The organism is Tepiditoga spiralis (assembly GCF_014701195.1).
Classification (GTDB): Bacteria; Thermotogota; Thermotogae; order Petrotogales; family Petrotogaceae; genus Tepiditoga; species Tepiditoga spiralis.
Genome location: NZ_AP018712.1, coordinates 2,348,219 through 2,364,989, shown reverse-complemented (window position 1 = coordinate 2,364,989; position 16,771 = coordinate 2,348,219). Strand labels below are relative to the sequence as shown.

Annotated in this window: 17 protein-coding genes; 6 read left to right on the top strand and 11 right to left on the bottom strand. The window is 26.8% G+C overall.

Annotated features, from left to right (window positions below; translation table 11 throughout):
• Position 1 precedes the first annotated feature (1 nt).
• The 5 genes from atpA to IGS63_RS10970 are packed head-to-tail and all read left to right on the top strand — an operon-like array spanning position 2 to position 5,239.
• On the top strand, positions 2 to 1,519 hold the full coding sequence (atpA, locus tag IGS63_RS10990) for a F0F1 ATP synthase subunit alpha (RefSeq protein WP_190614888.1): 1,518 nt from the start codon (positions 2 to 4) through the stop codon (positions 1,517 to 1,519).
• Positions 1,520 to 1,533: 14 nt separating this feature from the next.
• Positions 1,534 to 2,370 (top strand): ATP synthase F1 subunit gamma, encoded by an 837-nt coding sequence (atpG, locus tag IGS63_RS10985; RefSeq protein ID WP_190614887.1) that lies wholly within the window; start codon positions 1,534 to 1,536, stop codon positions 2,368 to 2,370.
• 26 nt (positions 2,371 to 2,396) lie between these two features.
• A complete protein-coding gene (gene atpD / locus IGS63_RS10980; protein ID WP_198423124.1) occupies positions 2,397 to 3,800 on the top strand; it encodes a F0F1 ATP synthase subunit beta in 1,404 nt (467 codons plus the stop codon).
• 15 nt (positions 3,801 to 3,815) lie between these two features.
• On the top strand, positions 3,816 to 4,214 hold the full coding sequence (atpC, locus tag IGS63_RS10975; RefSeq protein WP_190614885.1) for an ATP synthase F1 subunit epsilon: 399 nt from the start codon (positions 3,816 to 3,818) through the stop codon (positions 4,212 to 4,214).
• A 47-nt stretch (positions 4,215 to 4,261) separates the two neighbouring features.
• Complete coding sequence (locus IGS63_RS10970) at positions 4,262 to 5,239, top strand: HD domain-containing protein (protein WP_190614884.1); 978 nt, start codon at positions 4,262 to 4,264, stop codon at positions 5,237 to 5,239.
• Here IGS63_RS10970 and IGS63_RS10965 read toward each other — a convergent pair.
• Genes IGS63_RS10965 through IGS63_RS10955 form a run of 3 tightly spaced genes read right to left on the bottom strand, consistent with a single transcriptional unit; the run spans position 5,234 to position 7,859 of the window.
• Complete coding sequence (locus IGS63_RS10965; protein ID WP_190614883.1) at positions 5,234 to 5,899, bottom strand: hypothetical protein; 666 nt, start codon at positions 5,897 to 5,899, stop codon at positions 5,234 to 5,236. The genes IGS63_RS10970 and IGS63_RS10965 overlap by 6 nt on opposite strands.
• On the bottom strand, positions 5,896 to 6,462 hold the full coding sequence (locus IGS63_RS10960; protein WP_190614882.1) for a hypothetical protein: 567 nt from the start codon (positions 6,460 to 6,462) through the stop codon (positions 5,896 to 5,898). The genes IGS63_RS10965 and IGS63_RS10960 overlap by 4 nt, the downstream gene beginning before the upstream one ends.
• Positions 6,462 to 7,859, bottom strand: coding sequence for an aminopeptidase (locus IGS63_RS10955; RefSeq protein ID WP_190614881.1), 1,398 nt, complete (start codon positions 7,857 to 7,859; stop codon positions 6,462 to 6,464). Before IGS63_RS10955 ends, IGS63_RS10960 begins: the two co-directional genes overlap by 1 nt.
• Positions 7,860 to 8,059: 200 nt before the next feature.
• Here IGS63_RS10955 and IGS63_RS10950 point away from each other — a divergent pair, with 200 nt between their 5' ends.
• Positions 8,060 to 10,063, top strand: coding sequence for a methyl-accepting chemotaxis protein (locus tag IGS63_RS10950; RefSeq protein WP_190614880.1), 2,004 nt, complete (start codon positions 8,060 to 8,062; stop codon positions 10,061 to 10,063).
• Between the two features lie 213 nt (positions 10,064 to 10,276).
• Here IGS63_RS10950 and IGS63_RS10945 read toward each other — a convergent pair whose 3' ends face one another.
• From IGS63_RS10945 to IGS63_RS10910, 8 genes are all read right to left on the bottom strand, one after another.
• Positions 10,277 to 10,738, bottom strand: coding sequence for a YfcE family phosphodiesterase (locus IGS63_RS10945; protein ID WP_190614879.1), 462 nt, complete (start codon positions 10,736 to 10,738; stop codon positions 10,277 to 10,279).
• Entirely contained in the window at positions 10,735 to 11,454 is a 720-nt protein-coding gene (locus IGS63_RS10940) for a class I SAM-dependent methyltransferase (protein WP_190614878.1), read from the bottom strand. Before IGS63_RS10940 ends, IGS63_RS10945 begins: the two co-directional genes overlap by 4 nt.
• A 129-nt stretch (positions 11,455 to 11,583) precedes the next feature.
• Complete coding sequence (locus tag IGS63_RS10935; protein ID WP_190614877.1) at positions 11,584 to 12,522, bottom strand: 5'-nucleotidase, lipoprotein e(P4) family; 939 nt, start codon at positions 12,520 to 12,522, stop codon at positions 11,584 to 11,586.
• A gap of 66 nt (positions 12,523 to 12,588) precedes the next feature.
• A complete protein-coding gene (gene pyrE, locus IGS63_RS10930) occupies positions 12,589 to 13,155 on the bottom strand; it encodes an orotate phosphoribosyltransferase (protein ID WP_190614876.1) in 567 nt (188 codons plus the stop codon).
• Complete coding sequence (gene pyrF, locus IGS63_RS10925) at positions 13,155 to 13,937, bottom strand: orotidine-5'-phosphate decarboxylase (RefSeq protein ID WP_190614875.1); 783 nt, start codon at positions 13,935 to 13,937, stop codon at positions 13,155 to 13,157. Before pyrF ends, pyrE begins: the two co-directional genes overlap by 1 nt.
• 1 nt (position 13,938) lies before the next feature.
• On the bottom strand, positions 13,939 to 14,844 hold the full coding sequence (locus IGS63_RS10920) for a dihydroorotate dehydrogenase (RefSeq protein ID WP_190614874.1): 906 nt from the start codon (positions 14,842 to 14,844) through the stop codon (positions 13,939 to 13,941).
• A complete protein-coding gene (locus IGS63_RS10915) occupies positions 14,832 to 15,536 on the bottom strand; it encodes an iron-sulfur cluster-binding protein (protein WP_190614873.1) in 705 nt (234 codons plus the stop codon). The genes IGS63_RS10920 and IGS63_RS10915 overlap by 13 nt, the downstream gene beginning before the upstream one ends.
• 1 nt (position 15,537) lies before the next feature.
• Positions 15,538 to 16,719, bottom strand: a complete 1,182-nt coding sequence (locus IGS63_RS10910; protein WP_420856932.1) for a dihydroorotase — start codon at positions 16,717 to 16,719, stop codon at positions 15,538 to 15,540.
• Between the last annotated feature and the right edge of the window lie 52 nt (positions 16,720 to 16,771).

Here is a 16,771-nt window from a genome sequence, read left to right as displayed (position 1 = left end):
TTTGCGAGTAAATCCTGATGAAATAACAAAGGTTATAGAAGAAAGAATAAAAAGCTATGAAAGTGGTGAAATAAAAGAAGTAGGTTGGGTAATACAAGTTGGTGATGGTATTGCAAGAGCCTATGGAATGAAAGAAATAGTAGCCAATGAATTAGTAGAAATAAAAACAGAAAATAATGATATTGTTTATGGAATTGCCATGAATCTTGAAGAAGATAATGTAGGTATAATAACTCTTGGAGATTATAAAAAAATCAAAGAAGGCGATAGAGTTATAAGAACGAAAAAAGTTATTGAAATTCCAGTTGGAGAATCTTTACTGGGTAGAGTTGTTAATCCTTTAGGCTTACCTCTTGATGGTAAGGGGGAAATAAAAACAGAAACTTTTTATCCAATTGAAAGAAAAGCAACTGGAGTTATAACAAGAAAACCTGTTGATACTCCACTTCAAACAGGATTAAAGTCTATTGACTCTTTAATACCTATTGGTAGAGGTCAAAGAGAATTAATAATTGGAGATAGACAAACTGGAAAAACTGCAATAGCAATAGATACAATAATAAATCAAAAAGGAACAGGAGTTAAATGTGTTTATGTTGCAATCGGGCAAAAATCTTCAGTTGTTGCAAGAATAATAAAAAAACTTGAAGAAGCTGGTGCAATGGATTATACAACAGTAGTTGTTGCAAGTGCAGCTGATTCTGCTTCATTACAATACTTAGCTCCTTATGCAGGTGCATCTATTGGAGAATATTTTATGTTTAATAAACAAGATGCTCTTGTTGTTTATGATGATTTATCTAAACATGCTGCAGCTTATAGAGAAGTTTCACTTCTTTTAAGAAGACCACCTGGAAGAGAAGCTTATCCTGGTGATGTATTCTATTTACATTCAAGACTATTAGAAAGAGCTGCAAACCTTGAAGAAAATTATGGTGGTGGTTCTTTAACCGCTCTTCCAATAATTGAAACTCAAGCAAATGATATTTCAGCATATATCCCAACAAATGTAATTTCAATTACAGATGGTCAGATATATCTTGAAAGTAGTTTGTTTTATGCTGGATTTAGACCTGCTGTAAATGTTGGTTTATCCGTTTCAAGGGTTGGTGGTTCTGCTCAAACAAAGGCTATGAAAAAAGTTGCTGGTAGTTTGAAACTTGAACTTGCTCAGTATAGAGAACTTGAATCATTTGCACAATTTGCAACAGATCTTGATGAATCAACTAAAAAACAATTAATAAGAGGTGAAAAGTTACAAGAATTATTAAAACAACCTCAATATAGTCCTATGACAGTTTCAGAACAAGTAGTATTGTTGTTTGCTGGTTCAAAAGGATATTTAGATGATTTACCTGTAACTTCAATACAAAAATTTGAAAAAGAATTTTTAGGATTTTTAAAAACTCAAAAAACATCTTTAATGAATGAGCTTGAAGAAAAAAAGGTTTTATCAGATGAATTAAACAAAGACCTTACTCAAGCACTTGACGAATTCAAAAAAATGTTTAAAGCCTGATTGGCGGTGATTTTATGAGTAGAGGTAAACTACGTTTAATAAAAAGAAGAATAGAATCTACAACATCAACTATGCAGATTACAAGAGCAATGCAAATGGTTGCTTCTGCAAGGTTGAGTAAGGTTCAAAAAAAGATAAACTCAATACAAGAATATGCTTCTTATGCTGAAAGGATAATTTCTAAAATAGAACCAGATTATGATAGTCCTTTAGTAAAACCAGGCGACGGAACTTTAATAGTGGTAGTTTCTACTGATATGGGACTTTGTGGATCATTTACAGGGGATATCTCTTCTCATGCAATAAAAGAAGCAAATAATTGTTCGGATTTTAAAGGATTTCTTGTAATAGGAACAAAGGGAGAAATAGAAATAAAAAATTATGGTGATATACTGCTTTCAAGAACAAAGTTGTATGATATACCAACTTCTGACAATGCAGAGTATATTTTAGATGATATACTAAATATTGTTAATTCAAAAAAAGCAGGAAAGGTGAAAATTGTATATGGCGAGTTAAAAAATGCTTTAATACAAAGGCCAAAAACAATAGACCTTTTGCCAATAAAATATGAATCAAAATTAGATACAAGATATGAATATGAACCAGCTCCCGAAATACTATTTAAAGAAGCATCATATTTATATATGCTTTCACAAGTATATAGATATATGTATGAAACAAAAGTCAGTGAGCTTTATGCAAGGCAAAATGCAATGAAAAATGCTACTGAGAATGCTAAAAATTTAATTGATGATCTTACTCTTGATTACAATAAGCTAAGACAGTCTTCAATAACTACTGAATTAATAGAAATTGTAAATGGTGCCCAAGCACTTCAGGAGCAATGATACACACGGGGGTGAAAAGTGTGGAAATGAATAAAGGTAAAATAGTTAGTATAATAGGACCAGTTGTTGATATAAAATTTGAAGAAGGACAGCTTCCTGAAATATACGACGCCCTTGAAGTTATGAACCCTTATACAAATACAAAATTAGTTTTAGAAGTTGAACAATTAATAGGTGATAATACAGTAAGATGTGTCGGTATGGATTCAACAGATGGATTAAAAAGAGGACTTGAAGTAACTCACACAGGTTCTTCTATAAAAGTTCCTGTTGGTAAAGGTTCATTGGGAAGAATGTTTAATTTACTTGGTAATCCAATAGATGAAAAAGGTGAAGTTACTGATGTTGAGTACTGGCCTATTCATAGAGATGCACCTTCATTAGAAGATCAAAATACAGAAATTGAAATACTTGAAACTGGTTTAAAATGTATAGATCTTTTAGCACCATTTCCAAAAGGTGGTAAAGTTGGTTTTTTTGGTGGAGCTGGTGTAGGTAAAACAGTTCTTGTTATGGAATTAATAAGAAGTATTGCTATAGAACATCATGGACTTTCTGTTTTTGCTGGTGTTGGTGAAAGAACGAGAGAAGGAAATGACTTATGGCTTGAAATGAATGAATCAGGAGTTATAGGAAATACAGCTCTTGTTTTTGGACAAATGAATGAACCACCTGGAGCAAGATTTAGAGTTCCACTCACAGCATTGACTATGGCTGAATACTTTAGAGATGCTGAAAAGAAAGATGTATTATTGTTTATAGATAATATCTTTAGATTTGTTCAAGCTGGATCAGAAGTTTCAGCACTTTTAGGAAGAATGCCTTCAGCTGTTGGTTATCAACCAACTTTGGCATCTGATATGGGACAATTACAAGAAAGAATTACTTCAACAAAAAATGGTTCAATTACATCAGTTCAAGCTGTTTATGTTCCAGCAGATGATATAACGGACCCTGCACCTGCAACGACATTTTCACATCTTGAAGCTACTATAGTTCTTTCAAGAAAACGTGCAGAACTTGCTTTATATCCTGCAGTTGATCCACTTGATTCTAATTCTAAAATATTAGATCCTAATGTTGTTGGAGAAAAGCATTATGAAGTTGCAAGAAATGTACAAGAAGTTTTACAAAGATATAAAGATCTTCAAGATATAATAGCCATTCTTGGTATAGAAGAACTTTCAGAAGAAGATAAGTTAATTGTTAATAGAGCAAGAAAAATAGAAAGATTCTTAACACAACCTACATTTGTTGCTGAAAAGTTTTCAAATATACCTGGAGCTTATGTAAAATTAGAAGATACTATTAATGGTTTTGCTGAAATATTGTCTGGAAAATATGATCATATATCCGAAAATGCTTTTTATATGGTTGGAACAATAGAAGATATGCTTGAAAAGGCAAAAAGTATGGGTATAAAAGTATAATAAAGGAGGGGTGCAATGTTTAAACTAAAAATAGTTACCCCTAATGGTATATTCAAAGAATTAGATGTAGAATATGCAGAATTTACTACCGTTGATGGTAGCATGGGTGTGTTAACAGATAGACTTCCAATTGTGTCTCGGTTGAAGGTTTCTTCACTTTTAGTAAAAGATAAAGAAGAAAATAATCATGTGTTTGCCATAAATGGTGGAGTTCTTGAAATGGATGGTAAAGAATTAATTATTTTAACAACCGATGCAGAAAACCCAGAAGATATTGATGTTGATACAGCTATGAAAGCTATTGAAACTGCAAAGAATCAATTAAAACAATCCAATGATACCATTGAAAAAACAAAATTAAATGCAGAAATAGAAAAAAATATTGTAAGGATTAATGTTGCAAAAACAAAATAGGGTTATCCCTATTTTGTTTTTGCATTTATTTTTTTAGGAGGAAACTAATGAATGCATATATTGTTTCTAATCCAAATTCATATTTAAAAATAAAAAAATATTTAGAAAAGCTTAACTTTTTTTCTTTAATAAACTTTTATTCAGAAGATATTGAAGATAAAAAAGAAAACTTTATAATATTTTGTGAAAATTCAGAAAAAGAAGTAATTGAATCTATAAAGAATAAATATATATTTTCTCCTATTTTAATCCTTTTTGAAAAAGAAATAAATGAATATTTATATGAATATATGTTTGACGAATATTTATATTTAACTGAAAGTATTGAAAAATCAAAAATAAAGATAAATAATTTATTTTTAAAAAAGAAATTTGAAATTGCTTCAAATCATATTTTTGAAGCTGAGAAATTATTGTTATCTAAAGAAAGAATAAATTTAATACAAAAAATAGAGGAAGATAAATTTTTATTTATAAATTTTTTAGTTGGAATTTTAGAAGTTATTTATGAATCTAAATATAAGAATTTATCTTTTCATGCTCATAATGTAGGGCATCTTTCTGGTATATTAGCAGAAGAAGAAGGTTTAAAAGCAAGACAAGTAACATATATCGAATGGGCTGGTTTTTTTCATGATTTATATATAATATTTTCTGAAGATAAATCAAAAAGTATGTTAGATCATATAAAGTTTTCAAATAAAAAAAAAGATTTAACAGTATTATTTGAAATAAATAAAAATATATTTGAAAATGACATATATGATATTTTAATTGATTTTTTTTCTAATAATTTAGTTAAAATGAATAAACTTTCTAAATTCATACAGTATTCAGAAATAATAGATTTAAAAGTGTTTGATTTAATAAATAAAAACTATAAGCTATCTTCAAATGACGTGGATAAACAATTAAAAGATTTAATTAAAAATATTCCATTTGAAGATATAAAAAGTACATTTGAAAAATCTAAAAAAAGAATTTTATCTTATTATTCAAAAATAGTAAGAAATCTAAACTCATAAATACTTTAATATGGAATTTAATAAATCTTCATTAGTATTTGAAAAATTTTTTTGTAATTTTTTTAAGTTTTTGGTTTCTATTTTTAATATTTTTTTTAGCTTAATACTATTTTCGTTTATTATATCAGGAAAAATTATTTTATCTTTATTAAAAATATAAATAATATCATTGTTTGCCAAATCTTTGCATTTTTTTTCATTTTTTTCATCGGTAATTAAAATATCTAATTTTTTGAATTTAATTAAAGAAATTAAAGCAGGATTATTCATTTCAGTATTAAATATAAAAGATAATTTATTAGTTTTTATTTGAATTTCTCTATCTTTAAAAGGAGTTTCTGTATTTATAACTGTTATTTTATTTTCATAAATTTTTACAAATAAGTTTTTATATTTTATTATTAAATATATTCCAAAAACTGATAAAATTTCAGCTAATTCTTGTAACTTTGTTTTTTGTAATTTTTTTGTAGTTTCATAAAAATAAAGAATACAACCATTTTTTAAACCAATTTCAATTTGATCAAAAAATGTTTGACCTTTTAAATTATTTAATATATAAAGATTTATTTTTTTTAGTTCAGATTCTTTAAAATTAATATTTTTTAATATTTTTTTTATTTTATTTTTTAGAAAAAAATATTTAATTTTTTTTATCATCTATATATCCTCGATTTAAAATTAATTAAAGCTTCCTTTAATTCTTTTTTATACCTTCCATAAGTATACATAATTTCTTTTTTTTCTAAGTTAATATAAGCATAAATAGCATCTTTAAAAACAAACATATTTTCGTTATTTGAAACTATATATGAGATATAAATCTTTTTTTTATAAAAATAAAATATCATAACAGGTATGTGGACTTTTCTAATATTAGATTGAACATGTTTGTATATTTTTTCAAGATTGTTTAAAGTGCTAATTTCAAATTTGAATATAATTAAATCAGTTTTAATTAATTGATTATAAAAATAATAATTAAAGTTTAAAACATCTTCTATATAACCAAAGTTTATTTTAAAATTACTTATTTGAATTTCTCTGTTTTTTTTATTTAATAAATAATGTTTATTATTATTGAATAAGTTTATACTCCTTTTGTTCATAATAAAAATAACTTCACCTTGGTCATAAGACCAAGATGAAGTAGAAAATATTAAATTAATGTCTTCATTTAAAAATTCAATTGCATTTATTGGATCTCCTGCAAATATTTTCATTAATACTTTTCCATAAACACCTTATAAGCTCTGTATGTTTCATATAAGTCGGCTTTTGAAGCAATTTCATAAGGAGCATGCATTCCAAGAAGTGCTACGCCAGCATCAATAACATCAAGATTTTTTTCAGCAAAAAATTTAGCTATTGTTCCGCCTCCACCAAGGTCAGTTCTTCCAAGTTCTCCTGTTTGCCATGAAACATTGTTATCATTTAATACTTTTCTCAATTTCCCTACAACTTCAGCATTTGCATCATTTGTACCACCTTTTCCACGAACACCAGTGTATTTTGCTATAACAATTCCATAACCTAATTTTGGTGCATTTAAAGGGTCATGAGCATCTTTATAATTTGGATCGAGAGCTGCAGCAACATCAGCGGATAGTAAAGTTGAATTTTGCAAAGTATCTTCAATAGCAATAACAACATCTTCATTTTGTAATTTTAATAATTTTTTTAATACAGGTATCCAAAAATGATTTTTAGCTCCAGTATTACTGTCGCTTCCAATTTCTTCTTTATCAATTAATAATAATGCTGGACTTTTTCCATCTGGTGATGATTCAATTAATGCTGTAAGCCCTGTGTAAGAACAAATTCTATCATCATGTCCATAAGCAGCAATTAAACTTCTATCAAATCCGACATCTCTTGCATTAAATGCAGGAACTATTTCAAGTTCTGCACTTATAAAATCTTCTTCTATTATTCCATATTTTTCATTTAATATATTTAATATATTTAATTTAGTTCCATCTTTTATTTCTTCATCATAAGTAATAGATATTGTCCCAAGTAAAACATTTAATTTTTCAGCATCAATAGCTTCTCTAATAGGTTTTGTGTTTCTATCCAAATGAGGTAGTAAATCAGAAATAACAAATATAGGGTCGTCTTCTTTATCCCCTATAGAAACTTCAATAGGAGTTCCATCTTTTTTTATTATAACACCATGAAGTTCTAATGGGATATTTAACCATTGATATTTTTTAATTCCACCATAATAATGAGTTTTAGCCATAGCAATTTCTGTATCTTCAAATATTGGTTCTGGTTTTAAATCAATTCTTGGTGCATCTAAATGAGCTCCAACTAAGTTAATTCCATCTTTTATTTTTCCATTAATTTTTATGGCAAATAAAGATTTATCTCTGTTTACAAAATAAACTTTATCTCCATTTTCTAACTTTCCTAATTTTTCATAATAATCTAAAGGTTTAAAATTATTTTTTTCAAGTTCTTTAATAGAGTACTTAACGGCTTTTCTTTCTGTTTTTGATGAATCTATAAAAGTTTTATAACCTTTTGCATAATCATCAATAACCTTAAATTCAATATTTTTCCAAACTTGTTCTTTTTTCATGCTAAGTTTTTTTTGAAGTTCTTTATAATCCATTTTAACACCTCCATATATATTTTAACACATTAATTATTTTTTAAAAAAGTAATAATATGGTATAATTAAGTTGTTGTAATATTTAATGTATTCTTAAATAATATATAATATAATTAATTCGTATAACGTATTAATTATATCATTAAAAGTAATTATGTCAACTTTAGTTTTAATAGATTATTGTTAAAGAAGGTGGGAGTATGTTTAAAAATTCTTTAGTTTTAAAAATTTCCATACCAGTGGTAATTTTTTTAATTTTAATGATGTCTACTATGGGAATAATGAGTATTAAGAATGCAAAAAAACTTTATTTAGAAACATTTAATGAACAGGCTATTGAACGTTCAGATGAAGTAAAAGAACTTCTTCAAAGTTTATTTGCTCAATTTTATGGTCCAATTCAAATGGCTACAGGAGAATTAAATGCCCTCTATTTTTTTGATCAACAAAGTGTTGAAGATACTTTAGATTATGTTAGAGAACCATTTAAAACTATTAAAGGAATGTACTTTGCAAGTGAAGAAAGCGGAGATTTGTATGGTAAAGGTGATTTTAAAGTAAATGGAGATCCAAGAAAAACATTTTGGTATAAAGAAGCTGTTGAAAGTAAAAAAACAACTGTAATACCCCCTTATTATGATAAAACGAGAAAGGTGCCAATCTTAAGTTTTGTTTCTCCTATTTATAATGAAGATGGAAAACTAATGGGAGTTCTTCTTTCAGAGCTTAGTTTAAAAAAGATATTTGAAACATTGTCAAATGTGAAATTTGGGAAATCAGGTTATTTAACTATAGTTGATAATACAAATAAACTTATAATATATAAAGATTTAACTTTAATAGGTATGGATATTTCAAAACCAACTTCTAAAAATACTGATATGAATAAAGCATTTAAAGAGCTTTCAAGTAATTTAAAAACAAAAAAACAATTTACATACAGTATTGGAGAAAAAAATATTCTTGCAACAGTTGATTATTCAAAGGAATTAAAGTGGTATATAATTTTTAATTTAGAAGAAAATGAAATAGATAGTGCTTTTAATTATGTAAAAAATAATTTAATCATAATAGTAGTTACTTCATTAATAGTGATATTGCTAATTTTAATTATAAGTTTAAAAATAAGTTTAAAACCAATAAAAAATAAGATAGTTCCATCAATGAATAAATTTTCAAAAGGCGACTTGACATTTGAGTTAAATGTTAAATCAAAAGATGAAATAGGTAGCATTGCTAAAACAATAAATGAAACACGTGAATCATTAAAAGTTTTACTGTTAGAAATTAAGAACTCATCAACAGACGTTGAGATGTCTTCTGGTAAATTAAAAAATATGGCACAAGAACTCGATTCATTGACTATTCAAATAAGTACATCATTAGATCAAATGTCGCAAGCAAATACTAACATGGCTGGAGATATAGACAATATATCAAATAAAGTATCTAGAATTTATGGAAGTATGGAAGAAATCTCAAATCAATCTAATGATTATCAATCTGTTTTAAAATCAACTTTTTCTGGAATTGAAGGAGTTGGAAATAAAATAATGAATACTTCAAATAAAATAAAAACAGTTGCAGATGAATTTGAGGAAATAAATACATCAACTAAAGAATTAATATCACATACAAAAACAATAGAGGGTATTATTGATACTGTATTAACTATATCAGAACAAACAAATCTATTGGCATTAAATGCAGCAATTGAAGCAGCAAGAGCTGGAGAAGCTGGAAAAGGATTTGCAGTAGTTGCAGATGAAATAAGAAAATTAGCAGAAGGAAGTAAAAATGCAGCTGAACAAATTGCAGAAATTCTTTCTACAGTAACTAAAAGTATAAATAATGTATCACAAATGATTAATAAAGAACATGGACATGTTGAAACTTCTTCAAACGAGCTTTTAAATGTTTCTAAAGAAACCAAGGAAGCAATATCAAAAATAGGAAGTGTTCAAACTTGGATAAATGATATAATAGTAGAATTTAATACAACAACACAAAGTTTAATGAGTATAGAAAAAGATGTTGATAGCTTGGCAGCAGTATCAGAAGAAAATGCAGCAACCTCTGAAGAAATTTCTGCCATAGCAAAAGAATTAAATATTTCATCTAAATCATTAAATACATCGTCTGAAGAATTAAAAGACTTATCTTCAACTTTGATAGCAAATATAAATAAATTTAAAATTAATTAAAAAATGAAATGAGGTTTCCTCATTTCATTTTTTTATTTACACAAAATTTTTTATGGTCTCCTATTTATTACCAAAAATCCTACTAAAAAATTCTGAAATTTACTCTTAAAGCATATTTCAATATAGTCGATAATTCTTATGGAAATACTTTAAAAATAATAACTAATTTTATTTATTTTTACCCTCCAAGAAGAGGCGTTTACACAAAAGTTTTTATGCTACCTTCATTTTTATATTTATCTTATCATTTATAATTATTTCTGCATATTTTCTATCACAAAAAGCTCCTGGATTTAAAACTAAAGTTTTTCCTATTTTTCTTAAATCTTTTACATGTGAATGACCATAAATCATTAAGTCTAAATTTTCAAATTTGTTAATAAGTCCTTCTGTATATCCTCTACCAGTTTGATGACCGTGTATTATCCCTATTTTTTTATCATTTATTTTTATAATCTTTTTTTCTGGTAAAATGCTCTTTAAATAATAATCATCCATGTTTCCATATACAGCATGTAAAATAGCATTTTGTGAGTTTAAATAAAAGTATGTATCTTCATCTGTAATATCTCCAGTTACTATTATATGAGAGTATTCATTCATATTTAAGGTTAAAAGCTTTTCAAACTTACATCTTGTGGGAATGTGTAAATCGCTTAAAACTAATATTTTCATTTTTTTGCTATAATAACCTTTATTTCTACTTCAGCTTGTTTTGCATTTTCTGGTATATGATTGTGACCACATCCACTACAAGAATGTTCTTCCTCTTCTCCACCACAGCTGCAAGAATGATCTTCTTCATGATTACAACTACATTCATGGTGTTCTTCTTCAACTTTTGAATCGTCGTCTAATAAATGAATTTTATATGTTCTTAAAGATTTTTCAAAATTTTTTTCAAATCCCATATTATTTAAAATAGTATTTAATTCGTTGCTATTTTCTCCAAGAGTTAAATTTTCTCCACCAATTATTATATCTTCATATTTTTTTTCATTTATATAGAATAATATTATTTTTCCATTATTTTTTAAAACTCTATTGCATTCTTTATAAATATCATGGTTATATTCATTTATATTAATGAAAACAAAATCCATTGAGTTATCTTCTAAAGTAAAATTTTTATCAAATTTATAATAAGACGTATTTTTACTACCTAATTTAGTCATTAATTGATTTAAAACACTTTCATGTTCTTCAAAGAGATGTATACTCTTTGCTCTATTCATCATAGTATAAGTTAAAAAACCATTGTCAGAACTCAATATACAAACATTACTGTCTTCTTTTACTTCACACTCTTCAATAATTTCTTTCATAAATTCCTCAGAAGGAATACCAAATCTAAGTTGGTCTGTTAGTTCTTTTTTTACTGCTAAATTCATACTTTTACCTCACTTTTATTATTTAATTTTTTCACAATTAAAATATTTCATAATCTATTTTATCAAATATTTGTATACAAAATAATTAGAATTTGTAAAAATAAAGTGCGACTAAGTCGCACTTTATTTTTATTTGCCTTCATATTTAATTATGTGATCTTTTCTTGCTTTATTTTTTTCTGAAGGATTCATACCCCAATTTCCATTGTATATAGCTCCTTCCCAATCACCATATATTGGATTAGGTAAAACTACAAACTTAATTCCAAACTTATCTTTATCTTGGTCAACTATGCTATTTCTTTCTTCTAAACTTTTATGTCTATACATTGAAGTAAAGTCATTCAAATTATCTCCCATGAGCAATACTACTCTATGATCTTTTTCAACTATTTCTCTTCTTGGACCTTTATCAGAAGTTGTCGTTTTTAATAAAACATGTTCAACATCTGCTTCTGGAAATCCTTCTGCTTTTAAATTTTTTATAGTAGCTTCTTTTAAAGAATCACTTCTATTTGAAATATAATAAACATCTCCACCATTTTTAACAACATAATTTAAAAAATCTACAGCTCCTGGTAATGCTTTTGCTACTGCTGCTTCACACCATTCTTTCCAACCAGTTGGATATGATGTATCTTTTCCTATGTGTTCTGCATCTGCTGGACTATTGTTGAAAATAGTTTCATCTATATCTACAATAACTGCTCTTTTTTCTGTACTTGTATTATTTTTCATATCATTATCATAAATCATCTTTGCTACATTAAATGCTTGATATGATAAAGCTTTCATTTCACCTGATGTTTGATACCAATTTAAAGCCATAACCATTTGTTCGTTTAAGTCTTTTTTAGTATAAGCTGGAACAAGTCTTAATTTTTGTCCTACTTTTATTAATCCATTTTTATTAAGATTATTAAATGAAATAATATCATTAACACTTACACCCGTAGTTTGAGATATTTTTGAAACTGTATCTCCTGATTTTACAACATAAAATTCAGTACTTGCAAATACTGAAAGAGCAAAAATAACAATTAATAAGATACTAAGACCCTTTTTCAATTTTACTACCTCCCTGTGTTTAATTATGTTACGCAATATTAATTTTACTCTTATTTTTATAATTTGTCAAATTTTTTTTCTACTTCCTGGTTTTATTGGTGTACTTCCTTTTTTACACATTGGGCATTCCTCTTTTGTATAAGTTTTAGCATCTACTTTTAAAAGGTATATGGGGTCTTTTTTATTTATTTTTACTTCATTGCTTCTATTTATTATACATGCAGTACCTACAACTATTCCGCCTTTTTCTTCTATTAACTTCACTACTTCTTTTGTTGATTTTCCAGTTGTGATAACATCTTCAACAACAAGAACCTTTTGACCTTTTTCTATATTAAAATTTCTTCTGAACACCATAGTACTTTCATCGTTTCTTTCTGTAAAGATAAAAGGTACTTTTAAAGAACTTGCTACTTCATGACCAATTATTAATCCACCCATTGCAGGAGATACAACAATATCAACATCAACATTTACTTTATTTGCTATTTCTTTACCAAATTCTTCTGCATAATTTGGATACTTTAAAACCTGTGCACATTGAACATATGTATCAGAATGTAGTCCTGAAGATAATAAAAAGTGACCTTTTAAAAGTGCCTTTGTTTCCAATAAAATGTTCATAATATCCATCATAATCCCCTCGCTTTATTTAAGTTTTCTTTTAATTCTTTTGCTGATTTTTTAGGATCTTCAGAAAATATTATTCCTCTTGAAGAGTTTATTACTATATTTTTATAACCATTCAATCCTTTAAACAATTTTTCTATACTTCCTCCTTGAGCACCTATTCCAGGTATCAAATAAACCATATTTCCTGAATTTTTTGTTATTTTTTCTATATGTTCATCATTAGTAGCGCCAACAACAATTCCTATTTTATCTTTAAACTTTTTATTGTATTCATTAACATTTTTTATTACTTTTAAGTATAAGTCATTTTCTAATTCAAAGTCTTTAGCACCTTTGTTTGAAGTTAGTCCAAGAACAAATACATGGCTATTTTCTAATTCAATATAAGGATTTATTGTTTCCATTCCCATATAGGGATTTATAGTTATTGAATCAACCTTTAAATATTTAAAAAATGCTTCTGCATATGCTGCTGCAGTATTTCCAATGTCTCCTCTTTTAGCATCGATAATAATTGGTAATTCTGTATACTTTTTTATGTATTCAACAGTTTTTTCGAGTGCTTGTATACCTTTATAGCCATGTTTTTCATAAAAAGCTATGTTTGGCTTATAACCACAAACATATTCATTTGTTTGCTCTATTATGTATTTATTGAATTCAAAAATACCAATTGCATCTTTTGAAAATTTAGAATTAAATTTATTTGTATCACTGTCTAACCCAACTATCAATACAGAATTATTTTTTTCTCTCATTTTTAAGTATTTTTCGTAAAACATTTTATACCTCCTGCGCAGATGAAAAAATTTCATCTAATTTTTTATTTTTTTTCAATAAAAAATTGTTCAAATTTTTTATTATATTCACTGGGATTTCATGATCTATCATTACTCCAGTTCCAATTCCAACTAAACTTGCACCAGCCATCATAAACTCTAAAGCATCTTCAAAATTCATGATTCCACCCATACCGATTATTGATAAATCAGGATATTTATTTTTTATCTTGTATACTGTTGCAAGTGCTATGGGTTTAATTGCTGGACCACTCAATCCTCCAATTTTTCTTTTTAGAATAGTTTTTCCTGTGTTGATATCTATTTTCATACCTTTTATACAGTTAATTAAAGTTACTCCATCTGCACCAGCTGCAACGGTGTTTTCTACCAATTCATCCACATTTTCTATTCCAAACTTTACAAAAATAGGCTTTTTAGAAATTTTTTTTGCATTTTTTACTACTTCATATACTAAGTTTGGATTTTGAGATATTACTGCTCCTCCTTTACTAACATTGGGGCAAGACAAATTCAATTCAAATGCTTTTATTTTTGTACTATTTAATTCTTTTATCATTATTTCAAATTCTTGTGAATCGTAACCACCTAAACTTGCAATTATATTTGTATTTAAACTTTCTAAAAAGGGTACAGTATTTTTTTTAAATTCAATATATCCATCATTTTGAAGTCCTATTGAGTTCAACATACCTCCATCAACATTTATAATTCTTGGAGGAGGATTTCCAATTTTTGAATTTAAGGTTATTGTTTTTGATGTAAATCCACCTAATTTTGAAATATCAATTAATTTATTTAACTCTTCTCCATTACCTGAAGGGCCAGACGCTGTTATTACTGGATTATTGAAAGTAATTCCACAAACCTTTGTTTTTAATCTTTCCATTCTAATACCTCCTTTGAATCAAATAGAGGGCCATCTTTACAAACCATTTTTACACCATTTGTAGTCATTACAGGGCATCCTTTACACATTCCTTCTCCACAGCCCATATTTTCTTCAAGGGACATATAAATCTTTTTATTTGGGTACTTATTTAATAAAGCTTTTTGCATTCCCTTACTTCCACAAAAAATTATTCCATTTTTTTCTTTTAATATAGTATCTAATTTATCTAATGGATTTCCACTTTCTTCATCAATAAATAAACTTTTGTGTTCAAAAATTTTTCTTATACTGGAATTTTTGAATCCATAAAGTTCATTTTCAACAAGATTAGGATAAATTTTTTTAAAGTATATCAATGAAACAGCACCACATCCACCGCCTACTAAAACATACTTTAAATTTTTGTCTATTTTATTTATATAAGGAACTCCAAGAGGTCCTTTTATATTCAATATATCATTTTCTTTTAACTCACTTAAAAGTTTTGAAAACTTTCCTACTATTTTTACAAAAAAGGTTAAAACTCCATCTTCAAAGTCCATTACTGAAAACGGTTTTGATAACTCTTTTTTTAATGGATGAGATAGCATAACAAATTGTCCCGGTAAGATATTCATATCTTCAGTTAGTTTTACCTTTAAAATACAATATTCTTTGGATATCTTTTTTAATATTATCTTTCCTTCCACATTATCCCTCCTCATATTTTATTACACCATTTATTATTGTTTTTTCTACTACTCCTGGAATGTTCATATTCAAAAATGGTGTATTTTTTCCTTTTGAATATAATGTTTCTTCTGTTACCTTCCAATTTTTATTTGTATCGAAGATAGTTAAATCAGCATTGTATCCTTCTTTTATATCTCCAACATTTTTTAAATTGAATATCTTTGCTGGATTATGAGTAACCATGTTAATTAATTTTTTTAATGGTATAGAGTGTTTTTTAGAAATCATTAGTATTCCTGAAAGAAAAGTTTCAAGTCCACTAATTCCAAATGGAGAATTTTCAATATTTCTTTCTTTTTCTTCTTTTGAATGAGGAGCGTGATCAGTTATCAATATGTCTATTGTTCCATCTTTTATTCCATTAATTAACTCTTCTAAGTCTTCTTGTGTTGGAAGAGGAGGATTTACCTTGTAATTTGCATTTTTTACATCAATATCTTTAAATAAAAAATGATTATGTGTAGCTTCACAAGTTATATTTATGCCTTGTTTTTTTGCATCTCTTATTATTTTTACGGTTCTTTTAGTTGATATGTGAGCTATGTGTATATGAGCTCCAGTATTTCTTGAAACTTCAATATCTCTAAATGCCATTATTGTTTCAGAAATATCAGGTATACCTTTTATTTTGTACAAATTAGAATATACACCTTCTCTCATACTTCCATTTAATCCAGTAACTTCACAATGATCAATTATTGGCTTTTTAAGAATTTTTAAAGCTTTCAACATTAAATTTGTATTATTAATAGGACTTCCATCATCACTAAAACCTACAGCATAATTTTGTATTTCAGAGATATTTACAAGTTCTTTTCCATCTCTATTTTTAGTTAATGCAGGAATAAATAAAACATTTGATAAATTTATTTTTTTAATTTGTTCATTTAAATTTTTTATTAGTTCTAAAGTATCTATTGTTGGATTAGTGTTTGGCATCATTCCAATAGTTGTAATTCCACCATGTACAGCAGCTTTTAATCCAGTTTCTAATGTTTCCTTGTATTCGTATCCAGGCGACCTTAAGTGTACATGCATGTCTATTATTCCTGGAATTATAAGTTTATTGGAAGCATCAATAACTTTTTCATTTTTAGTGCTTATATGATCAGATATCTTGATTATTTTTCCATCCTTTATTAAAATATCTTTTTTACCAGAATTACTGTGAGAAATTAAAGTTCCATTTTTT